This window comes from Clostridium zeae (assembly GCF_017312485.1).
GTDB classification, from domain to species: domain Bacteria; phylum Bacillota; class Clostridia; order Clostridiales; family Clostridiaceae; genus Clostridium_AR; species Clostridium_AR zeae.
Map to the genome: position 1 here is coordinate 935,717 of NZ_BMBA01000001.1, position 15,945 is coordinate 951,661.

At 28.8% G+C, this 15,945-nt stretch carries 13 protein-coding genes; 1 reads left to right on the plus strand and 12 read right to left on the minus strand.

Features of this window, described 5'->3' with window-relative positions; translation table 11 throughout:
* Positions 1-746 precede the first annotated feature (746 nt).
* The 11 genes from J3477_RS04210 to J3477_RS04260 all read right to left on the minus strand — a co-directional run bounded on the left by J3477_RS04210 (position 747) and on the right by J3477_RS04260 (position 13,079).
* Complete coding sequence (locus J3477_RS04210) at positions 747-2,048, minus strand: AMP-binding protein (protein ID WP_206868306.1); 1,302 nt, start codon at positions 2,046-2,048, stop codon at positions 747-749.
* Between the two features lie 1,324 nt (positions 2,049-3,372).
* A complete protein-coding gene (locus tag J3477_RS04215) occupies positions 3,373-4,227 on the minus strand; it encodes a CPBP family intramembrane glutamic endopeptidase (protein WP_206868307.1) in 855 nt (284 codons plus the stop codon).
* A gap of 58 nt (positions 4,228-4,285) precedes the next feature.
* Positions 4,286-5,629: a serine hydrolase domain-containing protein gene (locus J3477_RS04220; protein ID WP_206868308.1), complete on the minus strand. Its 1,344-nt coding sequence runs from the start codon at positions 5,627-5,629 to the stop codon at positions 4,286-4,288.
* A gap of 152 nt (positions 5,630-5,781) precedes the next feature.
* Positions 5,782-6,516 (minus strand): thioesterase II family protein, encoded by a 735-nt coding sequence (locus tag J3477_RS04225; protein WP_206868309.1) that lies wholly within the window; start codon positions 6,514-6,516, stop codon positions 5,782-5,784.
* 57 nt (positions 6,517-6,573) lie between these two features.
* Complete coding sequence (locus J3477_RS04230; RefSeq protein WP_206868310.1) at positions 6,574-7,269, minus strand: ABC transporter permease; 696 nt, start codon at positions 7,267-7,269, stop codon at positions 6,574-6,576.
* Positions 7,262-8,185, minus strand: coding sequence for an ABC transporter ATP-binding protein (locus J3477_RS04235; RefSeq protein ID WP_206868311.1), 924 nt, complete (start codon positions 8,183-8,185; stop codon positions 7,262-7,264). Before J3477_RS04235 ends, J3477_RS04230 begins: the two co-directional genes overlap by 8 nt.
* A gap of 147 nt (positions 8,186-8,332) precedes the next feature.
* Complete coding sequence (locus J3477_RS04240) at positions 8,333-9,268, minus strand: sensor histidine kinase (RefSeq protein WP_206868312.1); 936 nt, start codon at positions 9,266-9,268, stop codon at positions 8,333-8,335.
* Position 9,269: 1 nt separating this feature from the next.
* Positions 9,270-9,968, minus strand: coding sequence for a response regulator transcription factor (locus tag J3477_RS04245; RefSeq protein ID WP_284691975.1), 699 nt, complete (start codon positions 9,966-9,968; stop codon positions 9,270-9,272).
* Between the two features lie 199 nt (positions 9,969-10,167).
* On the minus strand, positions 10,168-11,778 hold the full coding sequence (locus J3477_RS04250) for a beta-N-acetylhexosaminidase (protein ID WP_206868313.1): 1,611 nt from the start codon (positions 11,776-11,778) through the stop codon (positions 10,168-10,170).
* Positions 11,779-12,056: 278 nt separating this feature from the next.
* Positions 12,057-12,413, minus strand: coding sequence for a YmaF family protein (locus tag J3477_RS04255; protein WP_206868314.1), 357 nt, complete (start codon positions 12,411-12,413; stop codon positions 12,057-12,059).
* Between the two features lie 438 nt (positions 12,414-12,851).
* Positions 12,852-13,079: a single-stranded DNA-binding protein gene (locus J3477_RS04260; RefSeq protein ID WP_206868315.1), complete on the minus strand. Its 228-nt coding sequence runs from the start codon at positions 13,077-13,079 to the stop codon at positions 12,852-12,854.
* A gap of 293 nt (positions 13,080-13,372) precedes the next feature.
* Here J3477_RS04260 and J3477_RS04265 point away from each other — a divergent pair, with 293 nt between their 5' ends.
* Positions 13,373-13,822, plus strand: a complete 450-nt coding sequence (locus tag J3477_RS04265; RefSeq protein WP_206868316.1) for an NUDIX hydrolase — start codon at positions 13,373-13,375, stop codon at positions 13,820-13,822.
* Between the two features lie 187 nt (positions 13,823-14,009).
* On the opposite strand, the gene J3477_RS04270 is transcribed toward J3477_RS04265, so the two are convergent.
* Positions 14,010-15,689 carry a ribonuclease J gene (locus J3477_RS04270; protein WP_206868317.1) on the minus strand — a complete coding sequence of 560 codons (1,680 nt, stop codon included), beginning with the start codon at positions 15,687-15,689 and terminating at the stop codon, positions 14,010-14,012.
* Positions 15,690-15,945: the final 256 nt, after the last annotated feature.

Sequence of the window (15,945 nt, forward strand, 5' to 3'; positions counted from 1 at the left end):
TCGCACACTGCGTTCCATCAATGTACTAATAACTTTCTTAAGTAAGTAATCCATTTTTGATTTAAAAAGTTTAACAATATAACTACTTTCTTCAAAACACTTATGTATTGATTACTTTAAAATTATAAAACATTGACTTGTGGCTATCCCTCCACTAGCTTTCACTAGCTTCAACAGTACTGTGCCACTACTTTCACTGATATAAAAGCAAGTTATAGATTCTCCTTTCCTTGCTACCACGTCTCAGGAAATAAGTCCTCAGTGTTATCAGCTTACCACGTTCCAATAATCTTATCCTTACATATGTCCTTAGGTAATTCTTCTAGACCTGCTTGCTAGCTATTTAAATAGCACATACTGCCTATAACAGTATAAGGATTTTCATAACGATGCCTCTTACTTGTCCTCACAAACACTACCTTTTGGTAATAGAGCATTTCTACCCTTTCTCATTTTAGATCTGTACATTCAGAATTTCGTCAGCTTCATTAAGAAGCATTCTTACCATAGACATTTTATGGACTCCCGACCTATCTTATACTCGACCACCTCTGGTTCGCTTTTCCTTGGCTTCTGCCATTAGGATATAATCTCAGCCGACTTTACCGAGCTTATAACAATTTCATTCCTATTAATAAAACCGCTATTCGGAATCTCAGAGAAAGCCCTTCAAGACGTTACTCTATCATTTGACTTTTCAGATTATCAGTTCATTAACTATATAAGTTAATGGCCAAACTTTTCAATTAGCAACGTGTCGCACCATCGAATGAAAAACTTGCAAACTGTATTATCTTATCTTCTTTATTTACTTTCATGTAGTCTCTAAATGTAATCTTTAGATTATTTAAACCTTTATGAGTAAGCATTACCCCCTTTGGTTTTCCTGTTGTTCCTGATGTGTAGATGATATAAGCTAAATCATCTGCCACACTTATATCATTAAGATTACTAATTTCGTTTGAATATACATTGTCATCATCTAAAAATAAAGTTTTCTCAACATAATCAACCTTATCCTTTAAACTCTTTTGAGTTAATAAGATGCTCGCTTTGCTGTCAGATAGAATATAATCAATTCTGTCCTTGGGATATTCTGAATCAATAGGTAGGTATGCGCCACCAGATTTTACAACAGCAAGCACTCCTACTAACATTTCTAGAGATCTTTCTATCATTATTCCAACAATAGTACCTGCTTTTACACCTTTTTCTCTCAAGGTTCTTGCAAGTCTGTTAGCTTTTTCGTTTAATTCTCTATAAGTTAATTTCTTATCTTCAAATACTACTGCTATATTATTAGGTGTTCTTTCCACTTGTTCTTCCAATAAATTTTTAGTTGTCTTCTTCATATCATACTGTATTTTAGTATTATTAAATTCATATAGTATCTTTTTCTTTTCTTCTTCATCCAATATTTGTATATCAATTATATTTATTTCTGGATTCTTAATTATGCAATTTAATATGTTTTGCATGTGCTTATATAACCCATATATATATTCTTTGCTATATAAATCCGTATTGTAACCGATTGTAACATTTACCTTATCATTCTCTTCATCAAATAATAGAATTAAATTATTATCAAATTCACTTATATCAATGCCTGAATTAATTATATTAGAACCAATTAGCATATCACTTAAGTATGATTTTTCATTCAACTGCTCATTTCTAATACCGTTCTTTACATTGTTATTGTATATACTCTCTATAGTGTTTTTTACATCTTCAAAAAGTTTTAAAAATTGACTTTCAATACTCATGTCATTCCTTATAAAAAACACATCGCTTTCTTCTTGGTTTAAATTTTCATAAGTATCAGTTTTCACTAAACCTAGTATCAAATCTTCATTACTTGTATATTTCTTTAAAAGAATAATTACTATTGATATTTGTAATGCAAAAGTTGATAATTTGGATTCTTCTATCATTTTATTATTGTAAAATCTTATCTTATCTATAAGTTCAAACTTAATTACATCTTTTTTATTTTTACTTCTACAATCTTCGACATTTATATTTTTTAATAAATTTCTACTCAATCATTCTCCCACCTTTTCATCTAAAATGTCCCGTAGTCAAAATTAAAAAAACATTAATTTAATTAACATTAGTATTTAAACTTCCTTTTGCTTATGCACATCTATTCCGCTGAACTGATAAAATACTTACGGAAACCATTAGTATATATACTATCTCTTAAGTAAATGAACTTTTGATTTAATGTTATCATTTTATAAACTTAGAAAATATTGTTAATAAGAATTCCAGCAACATAGAAATAAATAGTAGAACTTTAAGTCACAGAATTATTTAATTAAGTAATTCATTTAACATATTAATGAACTCTAATTATGAAAACACTTATATCCATATAGCTTTAGAGTTGTTTTTTCAATTTGTCTTTAGATAATCCCTTTATGTTATTACATACAAAATTGCGTAAATTTATAAACCTAATAGTAAAATAGCTTAGGTTTAACCTATTTAATCTTCTAATGCAGTTAACTTTTATAAGTGCATTTAAAATAACTCTCCTCTAAATCTAACCTCCTTAAAAGATTCTCTTGTATAGTGATTTAGTTTGTTTACTTCTTATCACTAGAATAATCTGTGAACTATGCTAACAGTTTCTTGCCATGCAAAACTGTAAATAAAAACAGTTAATTTTCAATTTAAGTATTTTTATGAATAATTTTTAAAAATTCTAAGCATAGCGTTATAACAAAAGGGATAAATCCTTCTCCTTTTGCATGTTTTAACATTTTTAAGTTTATAATTTTGCACTTCCATCTTGTTCATATATTGAATATATTCAATTATTTTGCAAATTCATTATACTGTAAATTCTTCTAACAAATCACTTTTAACTCATAAATGCACACTTTCGTGACATAAACGTATTTATTAACACTTTTTTAAAGCATATATGCACAAAATATCACCTTAATAGTTACTCAATAATTTTTTTCACTAATTATATATACTTAAGTCACTAAAAATTCTTTAGCACACTAAGAAAACACATATTTTTATCATAAGACTCATTTTTATTTTGTAATATTATATTATCTATTTTTATCCCCATGGATTTATAGTGCATATATATACAAAAGCTATATTAAGTGGATTCTAGATTGATTTGTAACTTTTATGTAAAATATAATTTATGCCTAAAGTTTACTCATAAGCAAAAATAGAATTCACAAATAGTATCACAACTACAGTTTTATCGTGAATAATAGTTACTTTTTTTATAATGTGCTTTCTTTTATATAAAAAAGCCACATTTAATTACTAATAACATCGATATATTATCGAATAATTAACAATTAAATATGGCTTGAAAACTTTTTTTATATTATGCTAATAAATACTATCTATAACTTTCTTTTTATTTTTTATTTTTTTATCTAGTATCACCAGTGCTGTAGCTGTAATTAAATTTATAACTGAATATACAATAAATATTATAATTGATAACTGATCTGATGTTATATTTGGATTAAGTTCAATTATGATAACGCTTATTTGTCCTGGATTAATTAAAGAAGTCAAAAAATTTGTTGTAAAATGTAACCCTATTGATACATATAATGATTGGGTTATAATATAACAATATCCAAGTACTATTCCCATTATGAATATATACGCGAGTGCAGTTAAAGAGCCATATCTTGAGAAGTGCGGTAGCGAAAATATTAAGGAACTTACTATAACCGCAAAGGTTTTGCCTTTATATTTATTTAGATAGTTTAATAATACTCCTCTAAAAAATATTTCTTCACAAACTGCAGCAAAAATAGCCATAATAAAGACATTGAATACAAAATCAATAAGAACATTTGTTGGATAGTGCCCAAATCCACTTCCTTCATATTTTGCATATCCCATAATGTACAAAGCAATCATTAATACAGAAAAGTTTAATATTCCAAATATCATACCTGATAAAATATATTTTAGTTTCTTGTTGCTGCAATCCAATCCTATTGAATCCATGGTAAATTTTCCGTTGTTATATATTTTAATAGTTAAGTACTGAATAAACACAATCATTGATTCTAAAAGTGTGTTCACTATCGGAGAACTGTTAAATATCGCAATATTTCTCATTCTTCCATACCGTGTTATTATCCCCAATATAATACTTCCTATAATTGTTAATGTTATTGATGTAAAAATTATTTTTAGATTCTTATTTAATTTAGTATTTATCATTAAACTCTCCTTCAAAATCATTTTTTAATGTCTGTTATCCCTACTAACATACTTATATCTAATGCTTAATCAACATAAATATTTTTACTAAGCCAGAAATTAATAATGCGATTGGTAAAACCATTACAGTAGCTATTACATCTGGCATCCACTTAGCAGGTCCATTAAATAAATTACATACACCTCTCACTCCCAAAATATAAACGGCAATAGGTATAATAAAATTAATGAATATTACCTTAACCACTTCCGCTTGGACTTGAATATCAATAAATTCGAAGTCTTTAACCCACCTTACCAATGATACTAATTCAACTATTGATAAAACAAAAAATATAACTAATAATATATTCATTATTGGTCGTAAAGAGCTTCTAATATAATTATCTTGTTTATTTCCTTCAGCTATATTCATAACTCCACGAGCTATATAGTCGTAACTTGCTAAATTATCACTTGTATTAAAGAGCATAACAACTCCTATTTTTTTAGTTTTGTCAATAAATAAATCAGACCAAAAATTCTCTGACTCGCCATTATGCCACACATAGTCTGAATCGCTAACCCATCCCATACCATAATAATTTCCACGACCAAAATAAACAATCTTACTATGCATTTTCTCTAACAAACTTTCGCTTATTACTGGTTGCTTATTATAAATTCCACTGTTAAGATTGGCAATTAAGTAATGGCACATATCTTCAGCTGAAGATATAATGTAACCGCATGGAATACTAGCAATATGTTCTCTTTGATTTATAGGAATTTTAAACATAAAACTAGAGAAATACCCAGTTGCAAGTCCATTTTTTTTAGCCTCATCTTGCGAAGTATAGCTATTATTCATTTGAAGTGGTAAAAAAACATTTTTTTCTATATATTCACTGTAAGATACTCCTGATACTTTTTGTATGACTTCGCCTAAGATAGAATATCCTATATTAGAGTATTGAAAAGTAGCATTGACAGGTTTAGTTATATTTGTATCTTTTAATTTTTTCACAAATTCCTCCAAAGGAATATCATCTTTTATTAATTCATCATAGTTTGTCATATTACTTAATCCGCTTGTATGTGTTAACAAATTTCTGATAGTTATTTTCTCAGTTGCTTCTTTATCTTTTACTTGAAACCAAGGTAAATACTGTTTAACAGGTTTATCTATATCAAGTTTTCCGCTTTCATAAAGTTGCATTATAGCTAGAGCTGTAAATGATTTACTTACCGATCCTAAAATAAACGGTGTTTTTTCTGTAACTAAATCACCTTTTTCATTTGCTTTTCCATACCCCTTCAAATATATAATCTTATTATCTTTAACAATACCAAGCGAAACCCCTGGTATTTTTTCTTTTCCCATTCTTATTTTTATATAATTATCTATACTATTAGTATCCAAGTCATTATCTGAAGCTTTTGCTATATATGAATTTGAAACTAATAAAATAAATATAATGCAAAAAATAGCGTATCTAATTTTACTCCCTCCTTATATGCAATTTAATTCTATATTTAAATTTTATTTCGATTAATTTGATGTAATCGATATAACTATCGGTGGTTATCCACATTAAGCCGACATATTTCGACTTCTCTCTCACCTGATACTTTATTTATAATATTTATAACTTCCTCTTTATTATCGTTAATAAAAAAATGATTCCCCTCAAATTCATACATATTAAAACTCTTGCCAGCCTGGTTTTCCCAAGAACGTAATTCATCAATAGTAATTGAGTCTTTTCTTCCATATAGTACTGATATATCACAATTGATCTTATTATCCTTTTCTATATATCTATAATTTTGATACATACTTATATCACTTTTTAGTATAGGTACGTATATTTCCATAAGTTCCTTATTATTCATTATTTCATCAGAAGTTCCCCCAAGTTCAACTACTTGCTTCATAAATTCATAGTCAGGCAATTTACAATTAATATTGGTCAACCTTCCAAGGCCTGGTGCTCTGCAACCAGAGAAAAATATATGCTGAGGTATTTTTCTATTATCTCTTTCAATCTTATAATATAGTTCATATGCCAACAGACTTCCCATACTATGTCCAAATATCGCATAATCATTTTTATCAATAATGTCGTCTATATTATTGTAGATATCATTAACTGCATCTTCAAAATCTTCATAAAAAGCTTCCCCATATCTCTTTCCTCTTCCTTTAAGTTCTATAGGTACTACCAGTATAGATTCATCCGTATGCTTATTCCATCTACTGTATATATAGCTTGCTCCACCTGCATATGGTAAACAAATTAATATCATTACATATCAACCCTTTCTTAACTTAATTTTCAATAAATGTGGATAATAATAAATTATTTATATAATTATATCTTCATGTTCTATATCAATGATTGAAAGATATGTGACAAAAATACCTAGAATTGAAAGTAGTATTGGTATTATGCTAATAAACTTTAATGAGTAGCATCCACTGTTGGAACATATTAAGAACATAATCAATATTGAAGATACTATTGTAGTTGGTACAGACTTTTTCTTCATCCCAACATACATAGGTATTAAAGCCGCTGTTGAAGAAACTAAAGCATTAAGGAAAATAATAATTAAACTTTCAATCACAGTAGTCATTGTCAATTTACTAGGAACAAAATTGTAAAATATATTTATATTGTAAAGTATAAAATCTACTAATATATTAGATAAAACTATAGCTATAAAAGTGAATAATACCACAATCATTAATTTTGATATTATTAACTTTTTTCTATTTATAGGATATGTAAATAAAACAGTAATAGTTTTGTTCTTATATTCTTCAATAACAAATCTTGATAACAATACAGATGCAAATATTATAAAAACAGCTTTTATCAGAGATTCAACCATTATAAAAGTGTTTATAAAACTAGTAAACTCTATATTTCTTCCATCCTTAGGTGATATAATCATCAAGAAAAAAATTAGAATTACAACTAGATTTGCAAATAAAGCTCTTTTAATATAAAAGCCAATTTTAACCTTTCTTAACTCTAACTTTATCAACTTAAGCACTAATACCACCACCATTTAATAAATGTAAAAAATAATCTTCTAGTGAACTCTTCTTCTTTATTACTGACTCAATTTCTACATCATTTAAGACTAGAGTTTTGAATATAATATTAGAAGATATATTATCGTCATAAATCTTTATTTCCCCATTATCTTCTACTCTAAAATTTGATATATTTAAGTTTCGTGATAAAACATATGCTGCTTTCTTATAGTCATTTGTAACAAGCTCTATATATTCTGTATTTCTTTCTTTAACAGCTTCCATTGAAATCTCTTCTAATAATTTCCCATTATTTATAACCCCTATAGTATCAGCTATCAATTCAATCTCCGCTAATATATGGCTTGAAATCAATATGGTTATACCGTACTCTTTGCTTAGCATCTTAAATAAATTTCTTAATTCCTTAATTCCTATAGGATCAAGTCCGTTAATCGGTTCATCTAATATCAGTAATTCAGGCTTAGTAGTTATAGCTCTTGCTATTCCAAGTCGTTGTTTCATTCCTAGCGAGAAATCATTTATCAGTTTATATTCAACATTTCTTAGATTAACAAGCTCCAAAGCTTCATCAATAACTTTCTTATCATGATACCCCATATATTCACAATGAAGCTCTAAATTTTCTCTTGCTGTAAGCTTATCATAGAGTATAGGATATTCTATGATACTACCTATCCTTTTTAAAATATCATAAGATTTATGTGTTAAATTCTCACCAAAAATTTCAATTTCACCACTTGTAGGCTTAACTAAATTCGTTATCATCTTCATGATGGTTGTTTTTCCTGCTCCATTAGGACCTAAGAACCCGTAAATTTCTCCTTCTTTAACTTTGATATTCACGTTTGACACAACTTCATTACCATCATAAATCTTTGATAAATTATTGGTTTTTAATATATACCCCATACTCTTTTCTCCTTTAACTACTCTCCATAATTCTATAATAGTGAATAAACTTTTCTTTTTTATTACTTAATTCTTACAAAATTCTTAAGTTTGCTTTTGAAAAAAATAAGATACTCCTTATATGGAGCATCTTGTATTACAGAACAATTAATAGTTTATTCTTTTTAACTTAAATATAAATGACGTTTTTTTATATGGCTCACTCTCTAGAAAAATCTCACCACCCAGCTTTTCAACAAGTCTTTTAGTTATGGTAAGTCCAAGACCACTACCTTGATATTGTTTATTTCTTGAATCTTCAAGTGTATACATCCTTTCAAAAACTCTGTCCTTATGTATTTCACTAATTCCCTTACCTTTATCCCAAATTTCTACATATGCGTACTTATCATCACTTCTTAAAGAAAGTCCTATTAACTTTCCGTCATTTCCATATTTGATTGCATTTGAAATTAAATTGTTTATGATTCTGTCTAAAGCTTCTTCATTTCCTTGACAATAAATATTTTTTTCCTGGATATCAATGCTAACCTCAAAGCCTTTCTTAGTTAAAATATCGTAGAAGACCAATATATTCTTTTTGCAAATTTCATTTATATTGACTCTTGTTAGAGGTATATCCTTATCTCCAGACTCTAACTTAGCCAAATCAAAGAATTTATTAATAAGCTCCAATACTTCTTTAGTCTTATTCTCTACCTTTGACAACAATTCCCCCATTTCTTTATAATCAATATTCTCATCAAGTCTCATTGTCTCAACGTACCCCAGTATCACTGTTAAAGGTGTTTTCAAATCGTGGGATATATTTGAAAGCATCTTTTTCATTGTAATTTCCGACTTTGAACTTTCTGCTAAAACTTTTTGATTTTTGTCTAAAAGCTTGTTCATTGCAATTAAGATAGATTTAAGCTCTTTGTCGTCAGTAAAAACCAAAAGCTTTTCACTGGAATTATTGTATATAATATTATTTATTTTTTTTTCAATGTATATTAGATTCAAATTTCTGTTCTTCCGTAAAATATATTGAAAATAATTCATGCCTATCAGTATAAACACTACTATCAATAAAAAAATAATCATATTAATATTCTCCTAATTTATAACCTATACCCCATAGTGTTCTTATATATTTAGGCTCTGAAGGATTATCTTCTATCTTCTCTCTCAATCGTCTCATATGGACATTTATAACATTTTCATCACCATAATAGCCATCATTCCAAACAAAGTCATAAATTTGTGCTTTAGTAAAAACTCTATTAGGATTTAATATGAACAGCTTCAATATATCGAATTCCTTTGAAGTTAGCTGTATAATTTCACCTTTTTTCCTAATTAAATAATTGTCCAAATCGATAGTAAGATCATAAATATTGATAATACTTTCTTCTTTTTTTTCATTAGTTTTGGAGTATTGATTAGCTCGTCTTATTGCAGCCTTAATTCGTGCACAAAGTTCTATCATTGAAAAAGGCTTGCCTATATAATCATCAGCACCTAACACTAGTCCTAATGCCTTATCCACATCACTGTCCTTAGCTGACATAATTAATATAGGAACTACGCTTCTTTCTCTAATAATTTTCATAACTTCTATTCCATCTAATTTTGGCATCATTATATCAAGAATTATTAAGTCAAATGTATCACTAAAAAACTTACCTACTCCTTCTTCTCCATCAAATGCAGTAATTACACTAGCACCTTCTTTTTTTAGGTAATTTTCAACCATTTCACTTATAGCTTTATCGTCTTCAATAAGCAAGATTTTATTTGTCATACGATTTCACCTCTTTTTTCCAAATATGCATAAGTTTATTATATATTAAATATAGAAATTAATAAATAGTTTAGTATAAAAGCTAAAATAGTGAAAGTTTTTGCACAGACATCTTGTAGTAAAGTGAATAAAATAGAGATTCTCAAATTAATAAGAATCTCTATTTCATGTACAAATCCATATATATTTCAGTGATTAATCATTTGGTATTATTCCCCCATACACTAATATCTTTATAAAACTTTATGCCTTGATTCTCCATTCTTTCTTCTTGACTCTTTAGTCTATTTTTATACTCCATCCAATTTCTATCTGCTTTAGGCGTCCACCCTATTTCTGCATATCCTAAAAGTCTTGGATATATCATATAATCCATAGCTTTCTCATTAGGGATTGTTTCAGTCCATAGTGGAGCTTCTAACCCTAAAACTAAATTCTTTGGAGCAAAATCGGTAGGATCCCATGTATAAGCAGTTTCTACTGGAATATATCCTGCCCATGTCAAACCATATGGTGTTGTTTCGTCGTACTTCATATCAAGATAAGCTTTTTTTGCTACTGAGGCGATAATTTTCATATTTTTTTGTCTAGCTGCACTATTTGAATCTTTCCAATTTTGCAGAACCACACTTGAGTCTATTGAAGGAGAGGTATCAATTGGATCCCAGCCTATTGGAGTCTTGCCATATTTCTTAACTATATTAGCCACTCTTCCAACAAAATAATCGTAATCTGCCTTCTTAGTACTTAAGGCTTCATCTCCACCTATATGAAAATATTTTGAAGGGGAAATCTCAGAAACTTCCTTAATTACATCTTCAATAAATCCATAAGTCTTCTCATCGTGAGTCATAAAAGAACTAAAACCCACCTTTGTTCCTGTATATAACGGTTTCTTTTTACCGTCTGGATTTAAGAATCCATAAGAAGCTAAGGCTGCATTGCTGTGTCCTGGCATATCAAATTCTGGAACTATCTCTACATATCTATCAGCTGCATATCTAACTATATCTTTAAATTGTTCCTGTGTATAATAACCACCAGGTCCTCCACCTACTTGTGTACTTCCACCTATGGCAGTTAAATCTGGCCATTTCTTTATTTCTAAACGCCAGCCTTGATCATCACTTAGATGTAGATGAACTCTATTTATCTTATACTGAGCAGCATGATCTATTTGACGTTTTATTTCATCCACAGTAAAAAAGTGTCTAGCAACATCAAGCATTAATCCTCTATTGCTATATTCTGGTTTATCTTCTATTGTTGAAACTGGGATGCTCCATTCTACCCCTGAAACCAAGTTATTTTTCTCAATAGCTGGAGGAAGTAACTGCCTTAGGGTTTGAACTGCTCTTGAAATTCCTTCTGGTTTGTATGCTGTTATCTTTACACCTTGTGCAGTAGTTGCTATTGTATATCCTTCATTTCCCTTATCAGCTTGTGCTCCAACGGTAGTTAAATAAATACTTTGTGCTGGAACATTCTCAGCTTTTAAAATTTTCAATTCAAAACCGGTTGAAGCTTTCAATTTTTCTCTTAGAAATTCTGCCACCTTACTGATTTCTTCTGTTTCCTTCTCATTATTTCCTTTTACATATATTGAAGTATTGCTTGTAAGAACAAATTTACCACTACCTTTTTCATAGCTTAAAGGTTTTGGAATGATATTATTACTGCTCGGTGGTAAATCCTTTGCTTTTACTTCATCTTTTTTTGTATAAGTCATTGTAGAAAAAATTATTACGATAATTATCAAAAGTATTTTTATAAATTTAGACCTCCACTGTTTATCATATATACTTTTCATTTGTTCACCATCCTTATTTATTTTAGGAATATTTAAGACTGTTTTAAAAATAACCCTGTTCTAGCCTTCAGGTTTATTTTATAGTAACTTGCCTAGAAAATTCATCATTAGCTTATATCCTAATTGAAAAATATATACTCTAAATTTTTTTAAAATTTAACTAAAGTTATTATCTTTTACTTATAGCTATAACCTGTAGTATTCCAAAAACACAAAAGCCGTAGATTTAGATTAAAATTCAAATCCACGGCTCTATATTTTAAATTTTATATTTTCGTCTATACTAATGGACTATTAATCTGACTTGTAAATAGATATTCATGGGAATGTCCATCATTACAAGTTGTATTTCCAGCAATAACATGAACATGTTTATTTGTATTTGGAATAGGAATATCAGGTCCTGTTGTTCCACCTATCTCATGATGATGATCAAGAAAATCGGTATTTGAAACCCCATATGGGTGAACGTGTCTTCCTCCACCTATTGGTATTATTTCCCCAGTGACACCTGCAACACGATGATTATGTCTATCATCGCCTTCTTCTGCTAATTTTGTGCTTTCTTCAAATTCATGAACATGTGTCTGTGGTACATCTGGACATATAAGGATATTTTGGTAGTCTTTCTCCATTTCTGCTTCCACCTTTGTGAGATTAAATTGCAAACATTAAAGTCTGCTATACTATATTATATTTATGTAAAGTTAAAAGGTTCTTAGTTTTTAAATTTCCTTTAATTTATTAATATTTATTGACAAAAAAAATCAGATCTGAATTGATTAAATCTGATAGCAAAATATTTATTAAGTTAAGTACTTCTTTATTTACAATGATATTTCCTAGATTCTAATGCTTTTATAACATACCAAAGTGTCTTGCTATTAGGTTATGTCTAGTACTTTTGTTTAAATCAAATTTTTTATAAAACAATTAAAATTATGGATAGAAAAATATTTAGAAAATTTTCAACTTGGTCACTTAAACATAACCTAATTTAAAAATCTTTAATTTATGAAAGAATTTATCCTTTGCTAACTAATATTCTTATTAGATATAAAATTGAGTAATAGTTATTCTTTTAAATACACTTGCTGATTTGAAGAGGTTTTTTCCAGAATGGTTACCTTTAAAGAAGAGTTATTACGTACCTCGTTAAGAAATAAAATACCTAAGTTAAGACGTGTTGATTTGTTTAGTCTTTTCCACACATATCCCTTAAATAAGTCTTTTACTAAGAATTCTTCTCCTACTTTAAGATTAGACACTTCTGTGATAGCTGTGCTTAATAACGGATTCATAAAGTCACTCCTTAATACGATTTTGAATGTAAATGTAAACATTTCTGCTTATTACAATATATACATATACAGAAATATTATTACTGTTAAAAAAGCTTTTAGTTTGCTACCTTTTTTTACTTTGTTAATATAAGTAACTATATGAGGTTTTATTTAGTTTTATTCCTCTCTTTCTATTTAAGAAAAAAGCCAGATTCAATTTCTTATTTTAAATATTATACCTTGTCTTACTTATAATTACAATTTATACTATATAGTATAAGTAAAAGCATTAAAATGGAAAGGAGAAAAACATGAGCAATCCACTATATGTAATAAATGTTGAAGCTGCAATCTACAAAATTGATAAGTATTTAATTATAAAAAGAAGCGAAAAAGAAGAACATGCTCCAGGAGTTTTATCTTTAGTTGGCGGTAAGGTTGAAGAAAGAATGGCTGAAAATAATGTTTTAGAGAATTCTGTGAAAAGAGAAGTTTTAGAGGAAGTTGGAATTGAAATTTCAAACTCCTTTCACTATATAGAAAGCAATTCTTTCGTATCAGATAAGGGGTATATAGTAGTAAACATAGGGTTTCTATGTAAATATGAGTCAGGAGAACCTCGATGTATGTCTGAAGATGAAGTAAGTGAAGTTCACTGGATGGGTTATGATGAAATATTGTCAAATCCTAAGGCACCTAGTTGGTTAAAGAAAAGTATTAATAAAGCAGAGAGTGTTAGGTTAAGAGTAGAAAAAATTTAAACTTAGGCGCTATTGAATGTAGCGTTTTGAAATTAAGTGGTTATCCATCCGATGCTTTAATGAGCTTACGCAAAGAATAAATATGTCACATATAAAGAAATTTTCTTACACAAAACCAAAGAGTTCAGCCAACAAATCTTGACTGAACTCTTTTACATACCACACTTACATTACCAGATGTTTAGGTTTATATCTCAGTAATAACTGGCAAAATTGTAGGTTTTCTCTTCATTTTTCTGTATATGAAGCCATCTATTTCTCGTCTTATAGTGTTCTTTATTTCTGACCACTGCATTACATTGTTTTCTAGGCATTTCTCTATACTTTCAGTTGCTATCTGTCTAATCTCTTTAATTAATTTCTCTGAATCTCTAACATATACAAAGCCTCTTGTTACTATGTCTGGTCCTGAAACTATTGATTTGCTTTCTTTATCTATAACTACAACTACGGTTATAATACCATCTTCACCTAGATTTTTTCTGTCGCGAAGTACCACATTACCAACATCTCCTACGCCAGATCCATCTATAAGGATTCTTCCCGCAATTACCTTACCAGCTTTTTGAGCTTTCTTTCTAGATACTTCTAAAACATCTCCTATTTCTAATACGAATATGTTTGATTTATCCATTCCAATGCTTTCCGCTATTTCACCATGTCTTTTTAAATGTCTATATTCACCATGTACAGGCATAAAGAACTTTGGTCTTAACAAGGTATGAATAAGCTTAATTTCCTCTTCACAAGCATGCCCTGAAACATGTATATCCTCTATTGACTTATAAACTACATTAGCACCCTTCTTTGTTAAATCATTTATAACATTAGAAACAGGCTTTTGGTTTCCTGGTATAGGTGTTGCTGAGATAATAACCATATCTCCTTTTTCTATTTGAATGCTCTTATGAGTTCCAAGTGCTATTCTTGTTAATGCGGACATTGGTTCACCTTGGCTACCAGTAGTGATTATTGTAATTCTATCATTTGCATATTTTTTAATATCATTTAATTCTATAAATACACCTTCAGGTATAGACAAATATCCAAGTTCAATAGCAACTTTACATATTTTTTCCATACTTCTTCCACTTAATGCAATCTTCCTATTATGCTTTACAGAAGCATTAGCAATTTGCTGTATTCTATGGATATTTGATGCAAAAGTAGCTACTATTATTCTGCCATCTGCCTTTAGAAAAAGATTCTCTAAAGCCTCACCAACAGTGCTTTCAGACATTGTATATCCCTTACGAGTAGCATTTGTACTATCTGCCATTAGAAGAAGTACACCTTTTTTACCTAATTGTGCATATCTATTTAAATCTATAGTTTCTCCATCAATTGGTGTAAAGTCAATTTTAAAATCTCCAGTGTGAACTATTATACCTACTGGCGTATGCAAAGCAATAGATACACTGTCTGCTATACTGTGATTTGTTCTTATAAATTCAACTTTGAAATTATTGCCTATCTCTACTATATCACTTGCTTTTATCAGATTTAAACTACAGTCATTGAGTATTTTGTGTTCTTCTAACTTACTTTCAATTAACCCTAAAGTTAATTTTGTTCCATACACAGGAACGTTTAATTGTTTTAAAACATATGGTAAAGCACCAATATGATCTTCATGTCCATGAGTTATAAAAAACCCTTTAACTTTATCCTTGTTCTTCTGAAGATAAGCTATGTCTGGAATTATAAGATCAATTCCAAGAAGCTCTTCATCTGGAAAAGCTAATCCACAGTCTATTATTACTATCTCGTCTTCATATTCGAAAACAGTTAGATTTTTACCTATCTCTCCTAACCCGCCTAAAGGTATAACCTTTATTCTACTTCTGTTTTTAACTTTATTTATCATATTTTCTCCTAACTTGTAACTAGAGGTATGGAGAATTGCTAGCACGCTTTTAAATTAGTGATCTTTCTGCGCATCTACCCTTTCCAAACTAATCTAAAGAAATTCTGGAAAGCAATAAATTCTCCTTCTGTATTCTTTATCCCGATAAAAATCACCTTTTTCTTATGATAAAATATAATCTTTTAAATATTATAATTTTCAAAAGAATAAAAAATAGAACTTAGTTACTACTAAATTTTTAATATCGCTATAATTT